Here is a 21,360-nt window from a genome sequence, read left to right as displayed (position 1 = left end):
TGTGCGTTTTTGCGTGGGAGAAGGCAGAAAAGCAGGATTGGATTCGCTTACCGCCCAGCCTGACGTCGCCCTCAGCGAACCTGCAACGGTCCCGCTTCAATAGCGGACGCTTCGATCCATCACCGTGAATCGTGCAGTGCTCATGATGGCGGAATCCGGCCTAGTTTTCCGCACGCTTATTCGCCCATCGGCATTTTGAGCTGATCGAATAAGGTTTCCATCTCCGCCTGCAAGGGATGATGCGGCCAGAGCGCGATGAGTGCATCGAGCAACGTCATGGCTTCCGCGCGCCGATCCGGTTGGCTGGCGATGAGTTGGGCTGCCAGCAAGCCGTAGCGTGGTGATTCTGGTGCCCGTGGCCATTGCTGCAGGTATCCGCGCGACAAATGAATGGCCAGATGCTTCATGCCCATGCGCGCTGCCTGTTCTGCCAGGGGGCCGGTCGTGGCGGGATCATCCGGCAGGAAAGCGGGGTCTAATTCCACGCATTCCTGGACCAGGCTCAGCGCGCGCGGCATTTCATGATTGGCTACCAAGGCGGCCGTCCAGATCTGGCCGTGTTCAAGCAACGCCTCCTTCATGCCGGATTGGCGCAACAGGTCTCGATAGCAACGATGCACGGTCGCCGGCGCCACGCGTTCGCGCAGACGATCGACCAGCAGATCGAGGGCGGCGCGCGGATCGTTTGCGCGAATGGATTCCACGCGCTCAAGCAGTAGCGCATCCGCATCCTGGCCACTTTTGCTAGCGAGACGTGCCGCCTCCGGTTCCATGCCAAACGTTTCATGCCGCTGGTGGATGAGTGCGCCCATCAGCTGGAAGTCAAAAATAATCAAGTAGACGCAGGTAAACCCATAGAGAAGACGACCCAACAGCGCCGGCAATAACGGCCTGATGATGACGCCCATGCAGAGGATGACCAGCAGGATCAGCAGGTTTACGCCTGCAGGCAGGATATACAAGGCACCGAAGCGGGATGCGGTTCGCCACCAATGCGCAGGATGGAACGCCACGTTGAGATCGCCATCGAAAGCAAGCGACATGTCGATCGCCGGCAGCAGAATGGCGAAAAGCGCAACGAGCAGCCACAGCCAGTGGATATGCCACACGATGATGGCCACGCAGGCCAACACCACTAAGGAGTGCAACACCGTCAACTGGATACCGGTCGAGGTGCGTTCTTCAACCCCGACATCCGGCGGATCGGCGTAGCCATTGGCTGCGTGGATCAGGCAGGTAGCGGCGTAGCGCCACGCAAGCGTCCAGTAGATGATGCTGGCGGCAATGCTCAAGACGTTCGCCAGCGCGCCACACAGGTAGACAAGCACCAGCACGGTACAGGTGACCAGCGCGGCTCCGCGCAACGGGTAACGCAAGCCCCGAGCCAGTAATTCACCCACCGTCGCATCGGAACGGGATAACGCTATCCGTGGCATCGCTCAAGCCTATCGTGTGACCATGCCCAGCGAACCACACTACGCACCATAGATAAAGCTCCATTCCCCATTCGATCGATCTGCCCAGGGTGAGCGACCCCTCATGCTGATGCGTTTTCACTCGCTTTGTCTGCGAATCGTGGGTCCGCATGGATGCAGGGCGGCGTGTTGGCCTAGCGATAGCTGTAGCCCTGTATGGACGCCATGCACGCACTAAAACGCTGGAAGAAAGCCCCGTCTGTCGTAAAGTACTGGTTGTTAGATAACCCGCACCCGCAAGGGGCTACCCCATGTCCAACCAAGGGCTACTGCCCGGCCTGGAACCGGCAACCGCCACCGACCGTCTCTTCCTCGCCATCTTTCCCAACGCCCATCACGCCGCGCAGCTTGCCACGCTTGCGAGCCATTACCTCGGCGAGCATGGGTTGGCGCGTGGTGCCGTCGAGGCCAGCCGCCTCCACGTCACCTTGTTTCATCTGGGTGATTACGCGGGCCTGCCCGCCGATCTCGTCGCGCACGCCACCGATGCGCTCGCACGGCTCCAGGCGCACGCTTTCACGGTTCATTTCAATCAGATCGGCAGCTTTGGCAACCGCCGCGCCAAAAGCCCGCTCGTGCTTGCTGCCAGTGACGGCAACGAAGCGCTTCACGCCCTGCAAAAGCAATTGGCCGTCCATTTGCGGGCCCATGGTCTTGGACAATGGACGCATGGCTCCTATGTGCCGCATATGACCATGGCTTACGGCAAGGCCACCCTGCCGTTTGAGGCGATCAAGCCTGTTGCGTGGCCGGTGGAGGAGGTGCTGCTTGTGCATAGTCTGCTCGGCAAAACCCGGCATATTCGATTGGCTAGCAAACGGCTCGCATGATCTGGACGTCATGCTGCACGCACGTTGCATGACCCGTGCTACACAAGCCGGGCCTCTCGTCTCCGCGCGATGTGTTTCGTGTCACTGGCCGCAGCACGGCTTATATAGCGGTGGCTCGAAGTGAATGCTTTCGAGCCCAGTTTTCTCAGCGAGCAAAGCCAAGCCGCAGCCGTACACATGCACAGGTTTCATTTGCCAGGGGCATGGGAAGGCCGCGTGTTCCATGCAGGTGCGGTGACATTTGTCTCTTTATCCAAAAGTTCTGTCTTGTGAAGCAAACGCGGTCGCTTCCCATAACAGATAGCTTTTGGAGCGAAACCTGATCGTGGACTGATAACGCTTTCGTGCCTATTGGGCGGCTATCCCAAGGGTTCTAAACAGGCGAGCCCGCTTTATGACGCAGCATCTTGGGGATATGCCGTTGTTCTGTTCGGCCGTGCTTGATGCTTGATCATGTATCGGCTCGTTTTTATAACGCCTGATACTCACATTTGATGTTGGCTCATGGCAAAGGACATTGCGGTATGAAAATGAGACATGCTTGGTGGTGGCTGGCTGGCTTGACGGCAGCCTTCTGTTTTTTCCTGGCTTGGAGTACGCCAGGCAAGGCTCGCCATGAACCATCAGGCGCTAACGCCATGGCGCTTACAACATGGCAGGAAACCATGTTGCGTAGCCATTTGCATGAATTAGGTTGCTTTCACGCAAAATATCCACAAACGGCCTGGAAGCGCGTACCGTGTCAAACCGGGCAATCGGCATCGCCCGGTTCATTGACGCGGGCGTCATCGGCCAGCATCTCCAGGTTTCTGGAAGGCTCATACACCGACTATGCGTTGAAGGTTCCTCAGCAAGGCTTGCAACTGGTATCTGCCACAGGATCGTTTGACAGCTTTACGGATGCATATTCTTCCGGCAGTGGGGCAGGCGATCTGTATTCATTGCAAATAAGGACATTGCCGGCCTCGCCTTCTGATGCGTGCAATGGTCATGCCGGTTGCAGGGTTGGTGTTACCTTTAATTATAACAACGATAGTGAATCGATTCCTTATTTTGAAATACCCTCTTTTGGTGTTTATATTCAGTATGTTCTTTTGAATTACAATACGGATGGAAAGGGTTGTCCAGATAAATGGGTGACGGACGCTATTGCCAATCTATGTTTTAAGTTCAGTGATAATAAAACAACAGTGCCAGGAGGAATCGCCCTTAAGGATCTCAAGGGCGTTACCCTGCAAGCCTCGGTCAATAGCAGTGTCGACGAGGTGATGGTGAGTTATGGAAAGCAAAGCTATGCGGTAACAAGCCCCGACAGCGTGGTGGGCCTTTCAAAAATATGGGATGGCGCCGAATTCAATGTTTTTGGTCAAGAGTCCAAGACGAAGCTTTTTTCGCCAGGTGTATCGGCCAGCGTAAAACTCCAGGCTACTTATAGTGACAGATCACCAGAGGAGCCCATATGCGTGAGAACAAGTGACCTTATTGGTAATTATGGCAATAATTTGAAACTTGGTAAGTGCGTCAGCACGGGAGGCCCTCCTCAAATTATTTTTACAGAATCCAATTAGGATCTGTTGCCAAATGCGGCGTTGCCCTTTCTCCATAACCTGAAGACGAAAAGACGGGCATGAAAAGTTGGGCGTCATGCGCGTGGTCGATCAGCCGGTAGCTGATCCATTTCATGGCTTGGTACGGCACGTTCGTCGTGCCGATACCGATACCGGTGCCGATTCCGTGGAGAAAACGCTTCGCGCCTTTCGGCGCAAATCGACATGGATGGCTGCTATCGATCTTTGTTCAGTGCCCCAAAGTCGGAAAGGGGACGTGAATAACCGAGCGTGTGAGATAGCGCATCAGGGGATGGGCGGCTACAGCTTGCATCAAAAAAATCAGCGATCCCCTACAGACACACCCATCCGCATTTCGCTACCCTCAGCTTGTCACCCATGCTGTCGCTTGACCGGGCGGTGTGGATGACCATTGCAGTAATGCAGTGAAAGCGCGGACCGCATGGGCTGCAACCCAGGCGATCCGCTAACCAAAACCAACTGACAAGGAGTTGATCGTGGCTATCACGGATCATACGGCACGCGCTCGCCTGCCAAAACCCTTCACGCCGCTTGGCCCCGCGCCAAAACGAGGCCATATGGATCCGGCACGCGCGGAGCGTTACGCACGCCTTACGAAGATCGCTGAAGCAGCGTTGGCGATGCATGTCATCCAAAAGTTGCTGAGCAACAGCGAGGCTTTCTATCGGGCGAAAACACTTGGCGCTCCACCGGGTGCGAATCAGTGGCCGTTGAACGCCACCCAGGTAGAAGGGCTGCATGCCGCGTTGTATGTACTTCGTCAGCAGAACGATGAGCTGCTGAAGGCCGAAGGTCTCGGCTAGGTCGTTCGCGTACGCATGATCCTTGCCCGCGACACACCCCGTGGAGGCCGGTGTGTCGCACCTGGGATAAGGACGCGCGACATAGACTGCAGCCCGTGCCCGGCAGGGTTGCGCCTGGCGCGTAAGCAAGCACGCTTTTGTTGCGGCGGCGCAAGCGCAGGTCTACCATCGCTGAACATGTGTCGGGTGGGTCAGGGCGCGTGGTCAAGACCACCTCCAGCAAGGCTGGTTTTGATGCGGAAATCCCTGTGGTGGGGCATGAGGTGGGCAGGGGTTCTCAGGTTTTCGAGGGTGTCTTCAGGCCGCGCAGGGGGCCTGGGCCAAGATGGGTATGTGACGATCTGCCAGGCGGCTGCCACAGGGGGAAGTCGAGATGCCGGAAGTCAGTATTCGCATGGATGGACGCGGCAAGGTCCATCAATATCAAAGAGACAGTTACTTCGCGGCGTACCAGAACAAGGGGCGCTACGTCACCATGAATTTGCAGGATTTCGCCGCCTGGAAGAACGCGGGCAAGCGAACCCCCAGCAATAAGGTGACGGATCCCTCCACGGGCAGGAACTACGCCTACCATGGCGGCAATTTCTACGAGTTCGACAAGACCCAGCCCAACAATCTCGGCCGGGCGCTGAAGAACAACTCGTGGAACATGGGTGTGGGCATCTGGAAGGGTGAAAACGACAGCATGAAAGCGCGTTTTGCCCGGGGCGAACTGATCGATCGACGGCGCGCGGATCGCACTAGCGCTCACTCGCCGCTCCAACCGTTGGATGTGGGTACGTACACGACGCCCGTCACCATCGGCCATAGCCATTTTCCCGTGCTGCCCAAAGCCCATGGTGTATGGGCAGCCAATAACGATCACATTGCCTCGGGTGAATCCATCCGGCAACGCAATCCGGCGAATGCCCAACAGGCTTATGACGAAGGCTTAGCGATCGCTATTGATAACCCGCGCATGCACGGGTCGGCTGAGCAGCATAACTATGTATCTTTCAGCCCGACCTTCGGCAGCCGGCAGAACGCGCAGGATACAGAACCGAATGGCACACAACGCGCACGCGTGGCGGGCGACGTCGCGCATCCAGCCAGAGCGTTCTATCGCGATGCGATGATGCAGATTCAGCATGTGCCTGGCCAAAATTATTCGGGCGGCGTTCACCACACTGCCCAACCCAAGCTCGATTTCACGCAGGCAGCGAATCAGCTCTCGCTTACCGGTGCCTATCGCTACATGTTCAAGTCGAGCGGCAAATTCAATCAGCATCTCGGCGCGGGTAGGGGATTCAATCCTGACGATGCCGGGCATGAAGTCCATTCCCTCCCTAACCGGAAGTTCCAATACGCCACGCCGGCGACGCCGCAGACGCAGGGCAGCATGTTTGTGACGCGCCTTGCCTCGATCATGAAAGGGCTTCATCTAGCGAGATAAGTATGATTTCCGTTGCGCCGTGGCGTGACGGGATGATGCTACGCTTCCGCGTCATTTCACGGATCAGCGGTCGATGAGCGCAGGCGTTGTTCGGTCACAGGGTCGTGCAAGCCGCAATGTTTATATAGACATGCTGCGTGGCATCTCCATTCTGCTGGTGATGCTGCTTCATTTCAGCTTGGCCTATCACCTGCAGATCAGTCCGCTGCAGAACTGGGTGCCGATGTCCACGTTGCGTACCATTTTTTACAACGGGAACTACGGCGTCGATATTTTCTTCGTGATTTCCGGCTTCCTGATCACCTCCAACGCCATCGATCGTTACGGATCATTGGCCGGCATAGATGTGGCACATTTCTACAAGCTTCGATTCTTCAGGCTTTATCCGTTGGTGCTGCTGGCCTTGCTGGTGATCACCGTGCTAGGTCTTGCCGGGCTGGATCACTTCTCCAACATCCATCGCGGCGTGCATCTCGGAAACGGTTTTTTCCTGATCGCGGATCTATCTGTGCTGACGTTCTGGCACAACGTCTTGATGGAGGCGGTGGGTTATTTCAATTACGCGATGAATATCTATTGGTCGCTATCTGTCGAGGAAGTGTTTTACTTGTTATTCCCGCTGATACTTGTGGTGGTGCGTGGAAGATGGCAGCGGGTGGTGCTGGCGTGCTTTTGCATAGCGATCGCACCTGTCTATCGCGGCGTCCACCGGGATAACGAACTGCTTTTCATGTACGGCAACCTCGCATGCGTCGATATGCTGACCTATGGGTGCGTCGCAGCGTGCCTGGCGAGATCGCTAACGCTGGGGACGTCAGCAAGGTGGGCGATTGCGATACTCAGCGGCATGGCCGGTGGCTTTATCTATATGCAAGGCATCGGTGGTCACGAAGCACTGGGCGCGAGTTTTTTGGGCATCGCTACGGCCATCTATCTGGTGGCCGTCGTCCGCCTGCCGGCGGATGGCATGCTTCGCCGCTTGTACGCGCCGCTGGCGTGGCTAGGCGCGCATAGCTACGAGCTCTATCTCTTCCATATCGTCATACTGGGCATCATGGTGGAAAGGCTACCTAGGGCGGCCATGACAGTCGGCGAGAAGTTGCCGATGTTTGCCGTGTTCCTGGCGCTTTCTGCTGCGTTGGCCTGGATGACTGCGCGGCTTTACGGAGATCCACTCAATCGCCTTCTGCGTCGCCGCTTTGCGAAACCGCATGCGAAGGCACCTGAGATGGCCGAGGCACTTCCCTGAGTGGGTGCTTTCTCGCTGAAGAGTGCGTGCAGGTTTTTCGTCTGTGTGCGGCGCGTGTAAGCAAAGACGCGCTAGCGTAGGGTGACGGCATGAAACGCACCTGAAAATGTGCTTTCTTTTTGCGCGGATGGCCCACACCCGCTAGTGAAAAAAACGGTAGAGTCCGCCGGTCACACTCGTTCCGATCGCGCTCGCTTCAAAAGCTTCGGCACTAGCTCATTGGATTTCGAGGTGGTCCATTACCTCACCGATCCCGACTTCAACCGGAAAAACACTGCGGTCTGCTGGACAAGACCGTGCGGGATTAAACCGGTTCCACGGCAATACGTTGACCGGTATTGCGTGGCACGCTACCGATTTCACGGTATTCGTCGGTCGCCATATAGTCGGCCAGCCTGGTCTCCACGCAATCGGAGATGCTGTAATCCACACTTCCTGCGCTGAGCATGGCGGTCATGGCGCGTAGCGTTTGGAGTTCTGGTTTCATTTGTTCCACGAACAGGAACTGTCCCGCCTGGTTGACCTCCAGGAAATAGATATCGTCGTGATGATCGACCACCAGATCAATGCAGCCAAAGACGATGCCGAGACGTTGCATCATATTCCTGATCTTGAATTCCAGTGACGCACTTGGCACGAATGTTTCGGCCTGCATATCTTCGTCGTTGGAATGCGAGCGCCAGTCAAAGTAGGCTTCGCCAGACTTATTCTTCATTTTGACGGCGAAGATTTGGCACCCTATGACGGTGACGCGAATGTCGCAGTTCTTGTCGATGTAGCGCTGGTAGATGCCAGGGCTCATCGCAATGGATGGTTCCGGAAGCGACGAGGTGTCATCCAGCGCTACAACACTCATCTGGTGGCTAACCCCCCTTCTGTTGTCTTGCCAGCTTTGCGGATAAAACGTCTTGAAGACGATCTTTCCCCAGCGCTTGATAAGTGCAGCGATATCCGGCGCATGATTGCTTATGAGGGTTTCCGGGATCATCAGGCCAGACGCACGGGCAGCGCGTAGTTGGGCTAGTTTGCTTTCGGCAAAGTCCGCGGCGCGTGGTCGGTTGACCCATAACGCGTCCGGCAATGCATGTGCCGTATCAAAGATATTTTTCTGCAGGTATTTCCACTGGCCTTCGATAAAAGCGCGATCCGCCTCCAGGCAGTGGCCTGCTTCAGGTGGCTTCGGGCGCCGATGCCATATCGCGCGTATGTGACTTGGATCCATGTCATCGATGAGCATGTCATCAACCTCATCATCGATGCGCAGCGAAAGCCGCGTGGTTTCATCGATACGTAGAGAAGGATTGAGGCGGTACGCGACGCCGTTGCGTTGCAAAGCCCAGGCAACAGCGGACGCATGTGGATCGTAAAAGAAGGAAAAAATAAGTACGGATGCGCCCATGGAATCCCCCGCCTGTCCATAGAAAGCCGTCACGGTGGACTGTGACGGCTTGATCGTGTGATGCGGCGATAGTTTTGCCCATCGAGATGCTATGGCTTAGGCCATATCCGGCCAATCGTTGGGAAGGCCGCCTGAAGGAAGGGAATTAAAAGTGCCTTTCTTCGCGACCACATCAGTGTCTTCTGTCGCTACTTCGGTGGCCATCACGCGTGCAAATGGGCGAATGTTCTCTACATGTTCGTTCTGCATGAGAATGGACCTCTCGATTGCATGGATGACAAGCGGTCATCGCGCTTCCCGCTTATGCGGGAAACTTTGGAAAGTTGCAGATAAGAGAAGGCTCGATGGGATGCTGGCGCGGTGCGCCAAAGCTGCGGGGCTCGCTTGATCTATCCATGTGCGTGCATCATCTCCCTATGACGAGCGATGTCGTCTAGGATGATGGTGTACGGTTTGTCAAGGAAGCGTCAAAATCAACATCACGGAACGCTGCGGCATGCTCGCGATTTATTTCGTGCGCAGTCATGGGCATTTATATGCCATCCATAGCCAGTGCTGAGTGACGCATGCAATGCAACGGCCTTCTGAAGGCGGCCGATAACCAAAAGCATGCCAGAGCGCACTCACGGCAGATGGGTATGCGAGATCGCAAGTTGGCATGGCTCCAGGCGCTGCGAGGCATCGCAGCGTCGATGGTGGTGCTGGTGCATAGCCGCAGCGTGCTGCAGGGCATTCACCTTGGTGGCACAGCGGTGGACCATGCGTTGTTTCCCATGGCCATGGGGGTCGATCTGTTCTTCATCCTCAGCGGCTTCCTGATGGTATGGACCACCCGGGACTTCGACGGCAGCAAAGCGTATGCCTGGGGATTTCTTGCCAAGCGCTTTGCCAGGATCTGGCCGCTGTTCGCTGTCGTCACGCTGGCGGGCGCAGTAGTGGATCATGGCTTCGATAGTTTCCGCGACGTGCCGGTGCTGCTTCCCTATCTGGAAGGGCTGGCTTTCATTCCCCATGATCCGGCGGCGTCGCCTATCTATTTCCACATGGCGGTGGGCGTGGCCTGGACGTTGTGTTTCGAGTGGTATTTCTATCTGGTATTTGCCGCGTGCATGCTGTTCGGTCGGCGCCGCTACACGGCAATGGCGGGATGGTTTGCCTTGAGCTTGATTGCGATACCGCTTTTACGCGGCGGTTATCACCTGGGTGTGGCATCCCAGTCGCTGGTGACGTGGTCGCGGTATGCCAATCTCGCCATCAATCCCATCGTGTGGGATTTCGTATTCGGCATGCTTGCGGGTGGGTTGTATGGCGCTGACGTCGTGATCCGGCGCAACGTTGTGATTTACGTCGCTGTCGGGTCGTTGCTCGCTGTGATGCTTGCGGCATGGCACCGATGGGGCCTGGTGGATTTCTTTGGTCCGCAGGGATGGGGCGCGCCCTTGGCCATTTTGTTCGTCGGCATCGTACTGCGAGCCAAGAACGGCGACATCGCATTGCCAAAATGGCTGGTGGGGATGGGCGGTATCTCGTACTCGCTTTATCTCGTCCATGTCTATGTCTTCGAACTCGTGCAGCGCATGATCGTTCGTGTGCCGATAGCTCATGCATCATCCGGCATCGTGCTGTTTGTGGTTCGCCCCGTTCTCGCAGTGGCCTGCGCGTGGGTGGTATTCCGCTGCATCGAAGCACCGCTCTCGGCATGGGTGCGCAGGCGCTTGCTCGCCATGTGCTGGTTTCGGTACGGCAAGGCGAGCTACGCCAATCGTGTAAACAGGCCCTAAGAAAGCTTTTTATCGACCTGTAGTAGCAACAAAGACGTGACGGACACTTCATTGGTTTTGGCATGCAGGCGGGTCAGGGTTAACGCCAGGCCACCGATAACGTGTGCGGCACATCGCATGCGTTGTCCTTCATCGTCCGATGATTTAGCTAAGCATCGCGCCGAGCGTCGCAACGCAAACCAGCAAGCAGGCGGCGAACAAGCTGTTCAGCATCAACGTTTCGAATTTCATGATGGTTCTCCTAAGCAGGTGAATGAGGCTTTCGAGCTATACGCAGCAAGCCGTGTGCCAAGTGTTCGGATCTTCGAAAAGTCCTGCTTTTTAGCCATTTTCTGATGGCTCATCAGCACGGCCAGGGTGTCCGCGGACGGTTGTCCGCGTTGTCCGGACACGAGCGGACAGTGATGGAGCGCATAGGTCTGCCGGTGTCGACATGCCATGCGTGCGCAAGGCAGGTGCCGGCTCAGGTGCCGACAAGGATCGCGTCACGATGTAAGAGGGTGGCTTTTCGCAGCATGTTTTAGAAGCGCCGGGCTTGACTGCTTTTTATATTTCCATAATTATGGAAATATGGAATCGAACGACGCCCTCGACTGCCTTAGCGCCCTGGCTCATGAGAGCCGCCTGACTTTGTATCGCCTGCTGGTACAGGCGGGGGACGAAGGAATGGCGGTGGGCGAATTGGTGGAGGCGACCGGCATGGCCGGCGCGACGCTGACCAACCACATGAACATTTTGCGTCGCGCGGAACTGGTCTTGGATGAGCGGCGCGGACGGGTGATCCAGTGCCGCGCCAACTATCCACAGATGAATGCCTTGCTCGGTTTTCTTACCGAGAACTGCTGTGCCGGTTCGCATGGCAGCGGTTGCGCACCAGCTTCTACTTGCAAACCTTCCCGGAGGACACGATGAAACGCTTCCATGTGCATGTGAATGTCGAGCGCCTCGACGACAGTATCCGTTTCTACACCACGTTGTTTGGTGCCGGTCCCTGTGTAGTGAAGGCCGATTATGCGAAGTGGATGCTGGATGATCCGCGCCTGAACTTTGCTATTTCGCAGCGTGGTCGCGTAGCTGGCATAGATCATCTGGGTATGCAGGCGGATGACGATGCCGAATTGAGCCTCATCGGCGAGCGATTGCTGGCGGCCGATGCCGTGGCCATGGCCGAACAGGGCACGACTTGCTGCTATGCGCAGTCGGATAAGTTCTGGGCGGAAGATCCGCAGGGCCTACGTTGGGAAACCTTCCATACATTCGGTGAGGCGACGACGTATGCATCAGCTTCGACGGCCTCGACAGCACGCTGTTGTGGCCCGGCGCCGTCTTCGCCGCACATCAATACCTGCGGCCCGCAATCTGGTGGAGCGTGCTGCTGACCATGCGTACTGAACCTTACAACGTACTGTTTCTTTGCACGGGTAATTCGGCGCGCAGCGTGATTGCGGAAGCCTTGCTCAACGTCATGGGCAAGGGACGGTTCAAGGCGTATAGCGCAGGGAGTTTTCCGACTGGAAAAGTGCAACCGATCGCTGCCGAGATGGCGCGGGAGTTTGGTTATACCGAGCCTCTACGCAGTAAAAGCTGGGATGAATTCAGCCAGCCTGGCGCGCCGAAGATGGATTTCATCATGACGGTTTGCGACAACGCGGCGGGTGAGATGTGTCCGGTATGGCCGGGCCAGCCGGTCACCGCGCACTGGGGCGTGCCCGATCCTGCTGCGGTGCATGGGTCGGACGAAGCGCGCCGTCATGCGTTCCAGCTTGCCTGGGCGATGCTGCGTCAGCGCGTCGAACTGCTGCTGGAACTTCCCCTTGAGAAGCTGGATCGTCTGGCGATCCAGCACGAGCTGGGTGCGATCGGCGAGCAGGCGCAGCATGAGCACTGAATCCGTGCGTGCCGCGGCACCGTTGCCGTCGAGCATGGGATGGTTTGCGCGTTACCTGACGTTATGGGTGGCGCTGTGCATTGTCGTGGGCATTGCGCTGGGACATCGCTTTCCAGGGGTATTTCAGCTGTTGGCCGGCGTGGAAGTGCAGCAGATCAATCTGCCGGTCGCCTGCCTGGTGTGGTTGATGATCGTGCCTATGCTGCTCAAGGTGGATTTTGCGCAGCTGGCCGGTGTGCGACGTCAGATGCGCGGCATTGGCATCACGCTGTTGGTGAACTGGGCGATCAAACCGTTCTCGATGGCGTTTCTGGGCTGGCTGTTTGTACGGCATGTGTTTGCTGCGTGGTTGCCAGCGGATCAGCACGATGCGTATATCGCCGGCCTGATTCTGCTGGCAGCGGCACCGTGCACGGCGATGGTATTCGTGTGGTCACGGCTGTGCGACGGCGAGCCGAACTTTACGCTGGCGCAGGTGGCGCTCAATGATTCGATCATGGTGCTGGCGTTTGCGCCGATGGTGGCGCTGCTGTTGGGCGTGGCGTCAATCACCGTGCCGTGGGGTACGTTGTTGTTGTCGGTGCTGCTCTACATCGTGGTGCCGGTAGTCTTCGCGCAGCTTTGGCGCGGCGCGTTGCTGCACCGGGGCGGACAGCAGGCGCTGGATCGCACCTTGCATCGGCTTGATCCATGGTCGATGGGTGCATTGCTGGCAACCCTGGTATTGCTGTTTGGATTCCAGGGCGACGCGATCGTGGCACAGCCGCTGGTCATCGTGCTGTTGGCTGTGCCGATCATCGTGCAGGTTTATCTCAACGCCGGCATTGCCTACGGACTCAGCCGCTGGGCAAAGGTGCCGCATTGCGTGGCCGGTCCATCTGCCTTGATCGGGGCCAGCAATTTTTTTGAGCTGGCGGTCGCCACGGCCATCAGCCTGTTCGGGCTTCGCTCCGGAGCCGCGCTTGCTACGGTGGTGGGTGTACTCGTAGAGGTGCCCGTGATGCTTTCCGTAGTTCGACTGGTGCAGCATTCGAAAGCGTGGTTTGAGGCACCAGCGGGAGAGTGCCTTACTGACAAGTGCGATGGGTGAGCATGTGCTATGCGCAAGCACCTTGCATCCGTGTGCATGGCCGGCCACTGATCAAGCCCCTTTCGGGTTGCCGGATCACATAAAAGTGGTTATATGAAATAGCCTTAGAGTGGCTATTTTTGCCGACCACTTTTCAGCCTAGTTTCTACTCCTAATCGCCTTATGCGCGTCTGGGAGAAAACCATGGCTTCGATCAATCGATACGTGATGAATGGCATGTGCAGTGCCGCCATGTTTGTGGGCTGCGCCGGCGTCGTTTCAGCGACGTCCGTGGAGGGTGGGCATGACTTCGATTTTGGCATAGGCACCTTCAACACGCATATCAAGCGGCTGGAGCATCCTTTAAGTGGATCTGCCACATGGACCGAATGGAACGGTACCGTCGTAACCCGCAAAATCTGGGACGATGGCGGCAACCTTGAGGAACTCAGCGCCAATAGTTCGACCGGGCATTTTGAAGGGCTGACGCTGCGGCTTTACAACGCACGCACGCATCAATGGAATTTGTATTGGGCCGGCAGCAACGACGGTACGGTCGGCAAGCCGATGACCGGCGAATTCAAACAGGGCAAAGGTGTTTTCTACGACAAGGAAACCATCGATGGACATGCTGTCCTGGTGCGGAATATTTATTCCGGCGGCACAGCGACGTCTTACCATTTTGAGCAGGCTTACTCAGCCGATGGCGGCAAAACCTGGGAAACGAATTTCGTTGCGAATCTGACCAGGGCAAAGCCGGACGCGGTTCGAGATGCCCATGTGTTTACGGATGTTGAGCCCGCTGCACAGCACGATTTTGACTGGCAGTTCGGGGACTGGCGTATCCATATGGCGCGCCTCAGGAAGCCTTTGACCGGATCGCACACATGGTCGCCGCTGGATGGTAGCGTAGCGGTAGAAAAAATCTGGGGTGGACGCGCCAATCTTGCCGTGATCGATACGCAGGGACCTTCCGGCCATCTGCAATTTTTGTCGCTGCGTCTCTACGACCCGAAAACCGGGCAATGGAGCCTCAACTTTGCAAGTCGTGGCTCAGGAGAGCTGGGCGTGCCGATGCTTGGCGCGTTCAAGCATGGCGTGGGTGAGTTTTACAGCCATGACCGATTGAACGGTAAGCCGATCGACTGTCGTTTCATTTTTGCCAATGATGCGGCAGGTCCGGCGAGTGAAGAGCAGGCTTTTTCCGCTGATGGAGGAAAGACGTGGGAGGTGAACTGGATTAATACGTCCCGTCTCGACAAAGCGGAAAAAGGGCGGCCGGATCAGCGCAGTTGATGCGATGCGACGGAGGGCTTCGTACCTTTGCGGCTTGTCTCGTATCGGCTGTAAAACCTGGCCACCCGCCATGGGAGATCCTGCGTGGCGAGTAGTCGGAGCGGCACATTTGGCGTGCCGAGTATTGGCGGATTCGCGAAGGGTCGCAGCGTGTTCTACAGCAATAGGATCTGGAGCAGCAAGCCGATCAGGGTTCGATTCGTTATCACTCCGCGCGGTGCCCGCGCCATCTATTTTGTGCATGACTTTTCCATGGACGATGGGAAGGCATGGGAAACGAGTGGGGAGCCAACGATGCGCAAATCGCTCATGCCTCTGGCATGACTATGCCTTTACAGCAGCATGGCGCTCAGGGTCGATACGCAAACAACCAGGCAGGCGGCGAAGAGGCTATTGAGCATCAGGGTCTCGAATTTCATGGTAGTTCTCCCAGGCAAGTGAGTGTGGCTTTCGAGATAGAGATGGCAAACGGCGTGCCAAGCCTTCGGGCGCGCGAAAAGCCGCATTCCCAAGCCATTTTTTGATTTTTCCGGGGATCGTAGGGAGTGTCCGCGGACGCTTGTCCGTGCTGTCCGGACAGAGGCGGACACGAAAGCAGCGATGGGTAGGGCGACGGCGGCACGCAAGCCGTCAAGACACAGCACAGCTTGTCGGTCCGGTGTTGCCGATCGGCTGTGCTGTGCCTGACCGCGTTGCAGGCGTCTGGCCAATCCCCGCTGATGTGTGGATGAGAATGCCTGTCAGTGCAGTGGACCCGAGAGACACGGAGTTTTCGAGAGCATCCGTACGGCGTTCAACGTATCGACCAGTTCGCGGTAGCGTTTTGCCAGCTGCGCATAGAGCGTTGCATAGGCTTGCCGTGTCGCGTCGGCGACGCCTTGATAGGCATTGCGTCCGACACAGATGAAGTAATCCACGTTGACGTGACGTCGTTCCGCGATGCCGGGGAATAACCCGGCTACCAGCAGGCAGCGATCGCCGACGTCACGCAAGGCATTGGCGCGTGATGTACCGACCTGTTCTAGCGCTTGGAGCCATGCTACGCCCTGTGCCTGCGATAGCAGCAGGGGGTCGCTTTGGTAACGCAGCAGCACGAACACCAGATAACTCTCGCTTGATTCGTCGAGACGACGCCCAGTGCGTTCGTAAGCTTCCTGTACCAGGAATTGCCAAACCTCGACAGGTGTGCCGTTTTTGAATAACTCAAGCATGTCGTTTCCCCCTCTGGTCATCCGACGAATTGAGCCTATCGCGCTTCGGAATGGATTGCTCGGCAGCCGGAGAAGGGGAGTGCTAACACTGCCTATACGCTCTTCAAGCTGTTTAGATCAGGCACGTTAGGGAATGCGTGTTTCTCGAGGCAGGACACTTCACCGCCGAGCGACCGTCTGGTCGGAAACCGCCAAGGTGTGATCAGCATGCATGGATGCGTTCGGAATGCGGATGGATTATTCGAGGTGTAGCTATAAATAGAATGGAGCAAATGCGAACGGCGAGCGTTTCACTGCTTCGCTCGCCGTTCGGTTTGCATCAGTTTCGTTGCGTATCGAAATCGGTGGCTCTGCCATTCCTGATGATGACGGTGATGGTTTGCCCATCCTGGATGTATTGCCATTGCTCGGCCCTGGATACTTCTTTGTCGGTAAGACTGTCCTGCCGATGCAGATAGACACGCAAGGCTGGAGGCCCTAGCAGCTCTTGGACGCGTGCCGCACTGTCGCCGATTGACAGTACATGGCTACCAACGCGCAGGGTGGCGCTGGCATGGGCAGCGACGCTTACGCAAAGCAACGCAAAACAAACATAACGACGCATGAAAGTCTCCTTTTCACAGCTCGGACAGGGCAGCTGACGCTCCAGAACACGGCAGTCGCCGAAGCGCATCTGCCATAGGAAGGAATCTCGCAAAAAGCCGTCGTCGAGAGATTAAGGTCGAGTTAGGCCGCTGAAGGTTCTTTAGCGTGGATTAGGGAAATGGGTGGAGGCTTTGGGGTTCAAGTATTAGAACGGTTTAAATGTGGCCTATTTCTCAGCGCGCTATCGTCGCGGCCGTAAGTTTTTGCTTGCCGGCCTGGTATCACACTTCTTAGACATTTCGCCCCGCATGCTGCGGCGATGTTGGTCGAGCAATTCGATTCCAGCATGGGGAGACTTGTGGTGCTCAGTACGTTGTTGAAGGAGATGCAATAAGCATGCGCTTTTAGCAAGCACGGGGATCGAAAAGTTTGTTGCCGCTTCATTCGCATCAGTTGCGTCAGTGATGACGACACTGCGGGAGGAGCGTGCGTCGCTTAAAAATGGCGTGATATATCACGCATTTTTAGTAGGTAGGGAAGCGACGCAGCTAAACGTTTTTGATAAGTGCAGTGTAGATTTTTTCCACTGTGCCCTGCATCGATAAGTGTGTGTCGCAGCATGTTGCTGTGGAGCTTCGTTGTGTTGTTTGCATCTACGTAAGTCGTTTTTGGGAAACGTCATGGCCCTTGGATGGTCCGGGGTCATTTAATCGATTGCCACTACGAAATGGGGAGATATTCATGCAAGCTAGACTGAAATGCGTTTTTCTTGCCGGCCTCGTGAGCGCTGCCTGTTTGCCCGCTGCTTTCGCCGCACCGCCTACGGTGTTTTCCGGCCAGGCTACGGACCAGCAAGTAGGTCCCATCGAATCACTGGCTCGCCAAGCATGGCGCGAGAACATGGCGCAAGTCGCCACGCCGTCGCAAGGCTGCTTCCACGCCGTGTATCCCAGCATCATCTGGGAGCAGGTGGCCTGCAAGCAGATCACTCCGCATGTTCATCCCGTGCTGCATAAGGCCGCTCTGGGCCAGTCGCAAACCGCCGGTAATGGCAATGACTATGTGCTGCAGGCACCTGGATCCAACCTGATCACCCAGACCACGGGCAGCTTCCCCTCCGTCACCGGTGTGACCTCGGAACAGAGTGTGGGCGTTCCGGCATATGGCGACGGCGGCATCCTTGGTTCGAATGAGTATTCGTTGCAGATCAACTCGCAATTTACTTCCACGACATCCGCGTGCGGTGGCCACTCCGGCTGCACGGTATGGCAGCAGTTCGTCTATGCACCGGATTACGAAGTACAGGGCGAGGCCGCTGCATTCATGCAATATTGGTTGATTGGCTATGGTGGCCGCAGGTGCCCGAGCGGATGGGGAAGCGATGGCGGTGGCGATTGCTATCGGAACAGCAACTACGTGTCGGCTCCGGATGTACCGGCAACCGATCTCGGCAGCCTGAAGTTGTCCGGCACGGCGACGTCGGGTGGCAACGATACGATTACCTTTACCTATGGCACCCAGGCCTATAGCGTGAGCGGCAAGGATAGCGTTGTTTACCTGGCCAGCATCTGGAAGCAGTCGGAATTCAATGTCGTCGGCAACGCGGGTGGTTCCGAGGCGGAATTCAATAGCGGTTCGTCGATTACGGTGAATGTGGCGGCAAGCTATGGTTCCACGACTGCGCCGACCTGCGTGGCGGATGATGGCTCCACCGGTGAAAGCAACAATCTCAATCTGGGCAGTTGCTCCACGTCGGGTGGCTCGGCGCCTTACATCCAATTTACCGAGTCCAACTAAGCACTCGGCTTTCGTTTCGAAGAAGTGTGCGTGGAGGCCGGGGGGAATACCCCTCGGCTTTCTTCAGTAGGCGCGGTGCAAGGCGGACAGAGCTGGATGGCGCGCTGTGAGGGATTTGCGTTGGAGGGATGCATCAGGAACGATCGCGGAAACCACTGGTTTGTCTTCTCATGCAGCATGACAGTGGAGCGATAAGCAACAGCGCCAGAGCGGGGCGCGTCATCGTGCAGCGTACAGGTGCCGTCGGAAGGGGCGGGCAATAAAGACCCCATCAAAGGCAGGAATTAATTTCCGTCGGCAAAGGCGCGTTGTGCTGCTTCGCTATTGCGCTGTCCCATTTCAATCAGGATGGCGACGCCTTGCATGGCACTGCTGACATCCGAGAGACTGGCCTGTTCCACGCTGGCCAGGAGTTCGCTCAGGCTTTGCGCAATACCGCGTGCGCTGTCCAGGATCAGGCCCGCATCGTCCAGCAGTTTGAAGGGATCTGTATCTGGCGCGATGGTGTACTGGGCGTTGAGGGTTAGCCAGGTTCCTGCGGTGTCATTCGTCATCGGACGCTCCTTTGCGCGATGGACCAACCGCCACCGCGTATGGGCACGGGCGGCGGACGTGTCGGGGTGAGAAACCGATCCTCTAGAGCACGGTCAGGCCAAAGCCTGCCCGGCACGTCCGCCATGGACGTGAAATTGTCAGCGCAAAGAAAACGCGCCTGGCGGCGCGTGCACCTAGAGGAGATCGGGTTCTCACACCCGGTCGTTGAATTGGCAACGACAGCGTTCAAATTAAATCTCAGTAATTCCTGAGTCAAGCTGTTCAAGTTATATGTGTGAAATGATTCCAACTTTCTGCAGTCCAAGACATTTCTGCTGAATGTGTCATGGTCTAGACCAGCTAGCAACTGTTACGGAGATCACGGTAAGGTACGCCGCCGCCCTTAGGCACTTGAATCGATCCGTCGTGGACCTGGCACGGCACGAAAATCGGGTGTTTCAGGACACGCGGCGGGTTGGGCGTGAGACTCGCGAGTTGAGCATTATCTCAGTACGTCGGAGAGCACCCTGTCATTCCGCGCTTCGCAAGAGGAGCAATGGAAGCAAGGTTTATGGTAGGCAACCGCGCGCCTTCTACGAGCATATAGCCGATTGAGGTACGTTGCATTTCAAAACGGTTGAGCAGCCAATGAGTGGCAGGGATTGCAAGAGCAAATGGGCGAGTTCGGCAAATGCTGCGAGCTGCCTCAGGTTATCGAAGAGTGCCTTGCTTTCTCAATCATTGCAGTACGGGTCGGGCTGTTTATGCACAAATCTCGATCACGAGAGTTGTTCTTCCAGGCTGCGTGTAAGCGGGGTGATGGCGTCGCCGGTGTGTTTGGTCGAGGCGGGCTCGATCAGCAAGATCCAGCATTCGTTATCAGCGACAGGATTGTGGCGTACCCCTCGGGGGACAGTGAAAAAATCGCCTTCCTGTAGCGTGACCGCTTCGTTCTCCAACTCGATCTTAAGCTGACCTTTCACTACGTAGAACAATTCGTCTTCATGGTCATGGGCATGCCAGACCAATTCACCTTTCAGTTTTGCCACTTTGAGTAATTGACCGTTGACCTGCGCCACGACTTTGGGCGACCAGTAATCGGTAACACGCTCGAAGGCCTGCATGAGGTTTTGTGGTTTGATCATGAGAGATGCTCTGCAGCAATGCCTGTTTATATTCTTGGCGCAAAACGCGCACCCTGGAAATGCTACCTATATTCAGCGGATGCGATCACTTGTGCATCATAGGATGCCCAGGCGCAGGCGGCAGTATGAGGTGAAATGGCCGTGTTAGGTGTGAACTATTGCTTGCTGCTGGTCTTGCGTTGGAGTGAGGGTGCGTTTCCGTGAGACGGTGGCGGCATCACCAGCCGTGCATCGGTTAAGGGACGTCGCGACCTGACTTGCAGGTTCTTGTGCATGGAGGCCTGACATTCGCGCACCATGGTCAGCAATGCATTTCCGTTGATCAGTTCGATCGGCTTTTCGTGCACGAAGCGCTGCGCATCATCGGTGTAGTGGCCAATGGCGACAATTTTTACGGCGTCGGCGCGATGGTGGAACATCAGGCCGTACATCTCACGCACCACGCGTACATCCACCAGCTTGGTACGCCACTGTTTGCATTGGACGAGCGTGGTCATGCCGTCCTTGTGAAGCAGGAGATCGACACCGCCATCTGCGCCGCCAAGGCCTGTTTCGCGAACCTTGTAGCCTTGGCGCCGGAAGGCTTCGCCGACCAGCATTTCAAATTCGCGCCAATCCATGGCACCAAGGCTGTGCAATCCGGTCTGCGAGGCGAGCAGGCGCTGGCGGCGCCTGTTGTCAAAAAAAGAAATCAGCGCGGCAAGCCAGCAGGCACCAAGCAATAACCACGCAATGGGCGCATAGGCTCCCTTGGCGAGAGCGGTTCCCAGCGCCTGACCGATCGGGCCACCGAATGTGGACATGCACCAGCCGAGGCCATAGCGCATGGCGATATACCCCGCAATGCCTAGCGCGATGCCGGCTTGCCAAGGCAGCTTGGAAACCACTTCAATGCCGCTGTCTTTGCGCCTTGCCACCGCTCCCCCTGAGCGACCGATATGCGATGGGATAGCCTCGCGAGTTGCCGCCATGTATCTATGATTGGGGTACGGCAAGCAGGAAATGCGCCAAGTACCGGGCATCAGTGCCCAAGGCCATATGGGCTTGCATAAGCGCGAAGGTGTCGTGGAGAAAGTTGGAAATGCCTGTTTTGCCTGGGTTGCAGGGAACGCTATGACTGAGGGCGCTGGTTTTGGGATGCTGCAGTCGAACGTAATGACTGACACATTGCGTCACCCCGTGCGTCGCTTATGACGCGGAAAAGCAACTACGGACCCCTCAGGCGGAATGAAGTGCGTACCGGCATGGTCGTCACGAAGGCAAGCATCTTGTCCCCT

General features: G+C 56.7%; 21 protein-coding genes. 13 read left to right on the top strand and 8 right to left on the bottom strand.

Annotation, left to right across the window (positions count from 1 at the left end; genetic code table 11):
• Positions 1-176: 176 nt before the first annotated feature.
• Entirely contained in the window at positions 177-1,436 is a 1,260-nt protein-coding gene (locus AC4HNJ_RS11025) for a hypothetical protein (RefSeq protein ID WP_490479614.1), read from the bottom strand.
• 290 nt (positions 1,437-1,726) lie between these two features.
• Between AC4HNJ_RS11025 and thpR the strand changes: the two genes are divergently transcribed.
• From thpR to AC4HNJ_RS11000, 5 genes are all read left to right on the top strand, one after another.
• The gene (gene thpR / locus AC4HNJ_RS11020) at positions 1,727-2,305 is read left to right on the top strand and encodes an RNA 2',3'-cyclic phosphodiesterase (protein WP_490479613.1); all 579 of its coding nucleotides are present in this window, start codon (positions 1,727-1,729) and stop codon (positions 2,303-2,305) included.
• A gap of 524 nt (positions 2,306-2,829) precedes the next feature.
• On the top strand, positions 2,830-3,873 hold the full coding sequence (locus tag AC4HNJ_RS11015) for a hypothetical protein (protein WP_490479612.1): 1,044 nt from the start codon (positions 2,830-2,832) through the stop codon (positions 3,871-3,873).
• Between the two features lie 497 nt (positions 3,874-4,370).
• Positions 4,371-4,697: a hypothetical protein gene (locus tag AC4HNJ_RS11010; protein ID WP_490479611.1), complete on the top strand. Its 327-nt coding sequence runs from the start codon at positions 4,371-4,373 to the stop codon at positions 4,695-4,697.
• 373 nt (positions 4,698-5,070) lie between these two features.
• Positions 5,071-6,129 carry a hypothetical protein gene (locus tag AC4HNJ_RS11005; RefSeq protein WP_490479610.1) on the top strand — a complete coding sequence of 353 codons (1,059 nt, stop codon included), beginning with the start codon at positions 5,071-5,073 and terminating at the stop codon, positions 6,127-6,129.
• 73 nt (positions 6,130-6,202) lie between these two features.
• Complete coding sequence (locus AC4HNJ_RS11000; protein ID WP_490479609.1) at positions 6,203-7,378, top strand: acyltransferase family protein; 1,176 nt, start codon at positions 6,203-6,205, stop codon at positions 7,376-7,378.
• A 304-nt stretch (positions 7,379-7,682) separates the two neighbouring features.
• On the opposite strand, the gene AC4HNJ_RS10995 is transcribed toward AC4HNJ_RS11000, so the two are convergent.
• Entirely contained in the window at positions 7,683-8,777 is a 1,095-nt protein-coding gene (locus AC4HNJ_RS10995; RefSeq protein ID WP_490479608.1) for an ATP-grasp domain-containing protein, read from the bottom strand.
• A 96-nt stretch (positions 8,778-8,873) separates the two neighbouring features.
• Positions 8,874-9,026 carry a hypothetical protein gene (locus tag AC4HNJ_RS10990; RefSeq protein ID WP_490479607.1) on the bottom strand — a complete coding sequence of 51 codons (153 nt, stop codon included), beginning with the start codon at positions 9,024-9,026 and terminating at the stop codon, positions 8,874-8,876.
• A gap of 389 nt (positions 9,027-9,415) precedes the next feature.
• On the opposite strand from AC4HNJ_RS10990, the gene AC4HNJ_RS10985 reads away from it, so the two are divergent.
• The 7 genes from AC4HNJ_RS10985 to AC4HNJ_RS10955 all read left to right on the top strand — a co-directional run bounded on the left by AC4HNJ_RS10985 (position 9,416) and on the right by AC4HNJ_RS10955 (position 14,811).
• Positions 9,416-10,558 (top strand): acyltransferase family protein, encoded by a 1,143-nt coding sequence (locus tag AC4HNJ_RS10985; RefSeq protein ID WP_490479606.1) that lies wholly within the window; start codon positions 9,416-9,418, stop codon positions 10,556-10,558.
• A 117-nt stretch (positions 10,559-10,675) separates the two neighbouring features.
• The gene (locus AC4HNJ_RS10980) at positions 10,676-10,894 is read left to right on the top strand and encodes a hypothetical protein (RefSeq protein WP_490479605.1); all 219 of its coding nucleotides are present in this window, start codon (positions 10,676-10,678) and stop codon (positions 10,892-10,894) included.
• 234 nt (positions 10,895-11,128) lie between these two features.
• On the top strand, positions 11,129-11,470 hold the full coding sequence (locus tag AC4HNJ_RS10975; RefSeq protein WP_490479604.1) for an ArsR/SmtB family transcription factor: 342 nt from the start codon (positions 11,129-11,131) through the stop codon (positions 11,468-11,470).
• The gene (locus tag AC4HNJ_RS10970; protein WP_490479603.1) at positions 11,467-11,937 is read left to right on the top strand and encodes an ArsI/CadI family heavy metal resistance metalloenzyme; all 471 of its coding nucleotides are present in this window, start codon (positions 11,467-11,469) and stop codon (positions 11,935-11,937) included. Before AC4HNJ_RS10975 ends, AC4HNJ_RS10970 begins: the two co-directional genes overlap by 4 nt.
• A gap of 2 nt (positions 11,938-11,939) precedes the next feature.
• Positions 11,940-12,446 carry an arsenate reductase ArsC gene (locus AC4HNJ_RS10965; RefSeq protein WP_490479602.1) on the top strand — a complete coding sequence of 169 codons (507 nt, stop codon included), beginning with the start codon at positions 11,940-11,942 and terminating at the stop codon, positions 12,444-12,446.
• Positions 12,436-13,536, top strand: coding sequence for an ACR3 family arsenite efflux transporter (arsB, locus tag AC4HNJ_RS10960; protein WP_490479601.1), 1,101 nt, complete (start codon positions 12,436-12,438; stop codon positions 13,534-13,536). Before AC4HNJ_RS10965 ends, arsB begins: the two co-directional genes overlap by 11 nt.
• 183 nt (positions 13,537-13,719) lie before the next feature.
• The gene (locus tag AC4HNJ_RS10955) at positions 13,720-14,811 is read left to right on the top strand and encodes a hypothetical protein (protein WP_490479600.1); all 1,092 of its coding nucleotides are present in this window, start codon (positions 13,720-13,722) and stop codon (positions 14,809-14,811) included.
• A 740-nt stretch (positions 14,812-15,551) separates the two neighbouring features.
• Here AC4HNJ_RS10955 and AC4HNJ_RS10950 read toward each other — a convergent pair.
• Positions 15,552-16,022 (bottom strand): hypothetical protein, encoded by a 471-nt coding sequence (locus AC4HNJ_RS10950; protein WP_490479599.1) that lies wholly within the window; start codon positions 16,020-16,022, stop codon positions 15,552-15,554.
• A gap of 319 nt (positions 16,023-16,341) precedes the next feature.
• Complete coding sequence (locus AC4HNJ_RS10945) at positions 16,342-16,626, bottom strand: DUF2845 domain-containing protein (RefSeq protein WP_490479598.1); 285 nt, start codon at positions 16,624-16,626, stop codon at positions 16,342-16,344.
• Positions 16,627-17,348: 722 nt separating this feature from the next.
• Between AC4HNJ_RS10945 and AC4HNJ_RS10940 the strand changes: the two genes are divergently transcribed.
• Positions 17,349-18,404: a hypothetical protein gene (locus AC4HNJ_RS10940; protein ID WP_490479597.1), complete on the top strand. Its 1,056-nt coding sequence runs from the start codon at positions 17,349-17,351 to the stop codon at positions 18,402-18,404.
• Positions 18,405-18,688: 284 nt separating this feature from the next.
• Here AC4HNJ_RS10940 and AC4HNJ_RS10935 read toward each other — a convergent pair whose 3' ends face one another.
• From AC4HNJ_RS10935 to AC4HNJ_RS10925, 3 genes are all read right to left on the bottom strand, one after another.
• Positions 18,689-18,958, bottom strand: coding sequence for a hypothetical protein (locus tag AC4HNJ_RS10935; protein ID WP_490479596.1), 270 nt, complete (start codon positions 18,956-18,958; stop codon positions 18,689-18,691).
• A gap of 759 nt (positions 18,959-19,717) precedes the next feature.
• Complete coding sequence (locus AC4HNJ_RS10930; RefSeq protein WP_490479595.1) at positions 19,718-20,083, bottom strand: cupin domain-containing protein; 366 nt, start codon at positions 20,081-20,083, stop codon at positions 19,718-19,720.
• A 155-nt stretch (positions 20,084-20,238) separates the two neighbouring features.
• Positions 20,239-21,000: a restriction endonuclease gene (locus AC4HNJ_RS10925; RefSeq protein WP_490479594.1), complete on the bottom strand. Its 762-nt coding sequence runs from the start codon at positions 20,998-21,000 to the stop codon at positions 20,239-20,241.
• Between the last annotated feature and the right edge of the window lie 360 nt (positions 21,001-21,360).

This window comes from Dyella sp. SYSU CM1112, assembly GCF_058216415.1.
Note: the sequence above shows the minus strand (reverse complement) of the source record. Positions and strands in the feature narration are given on the sequence as shown.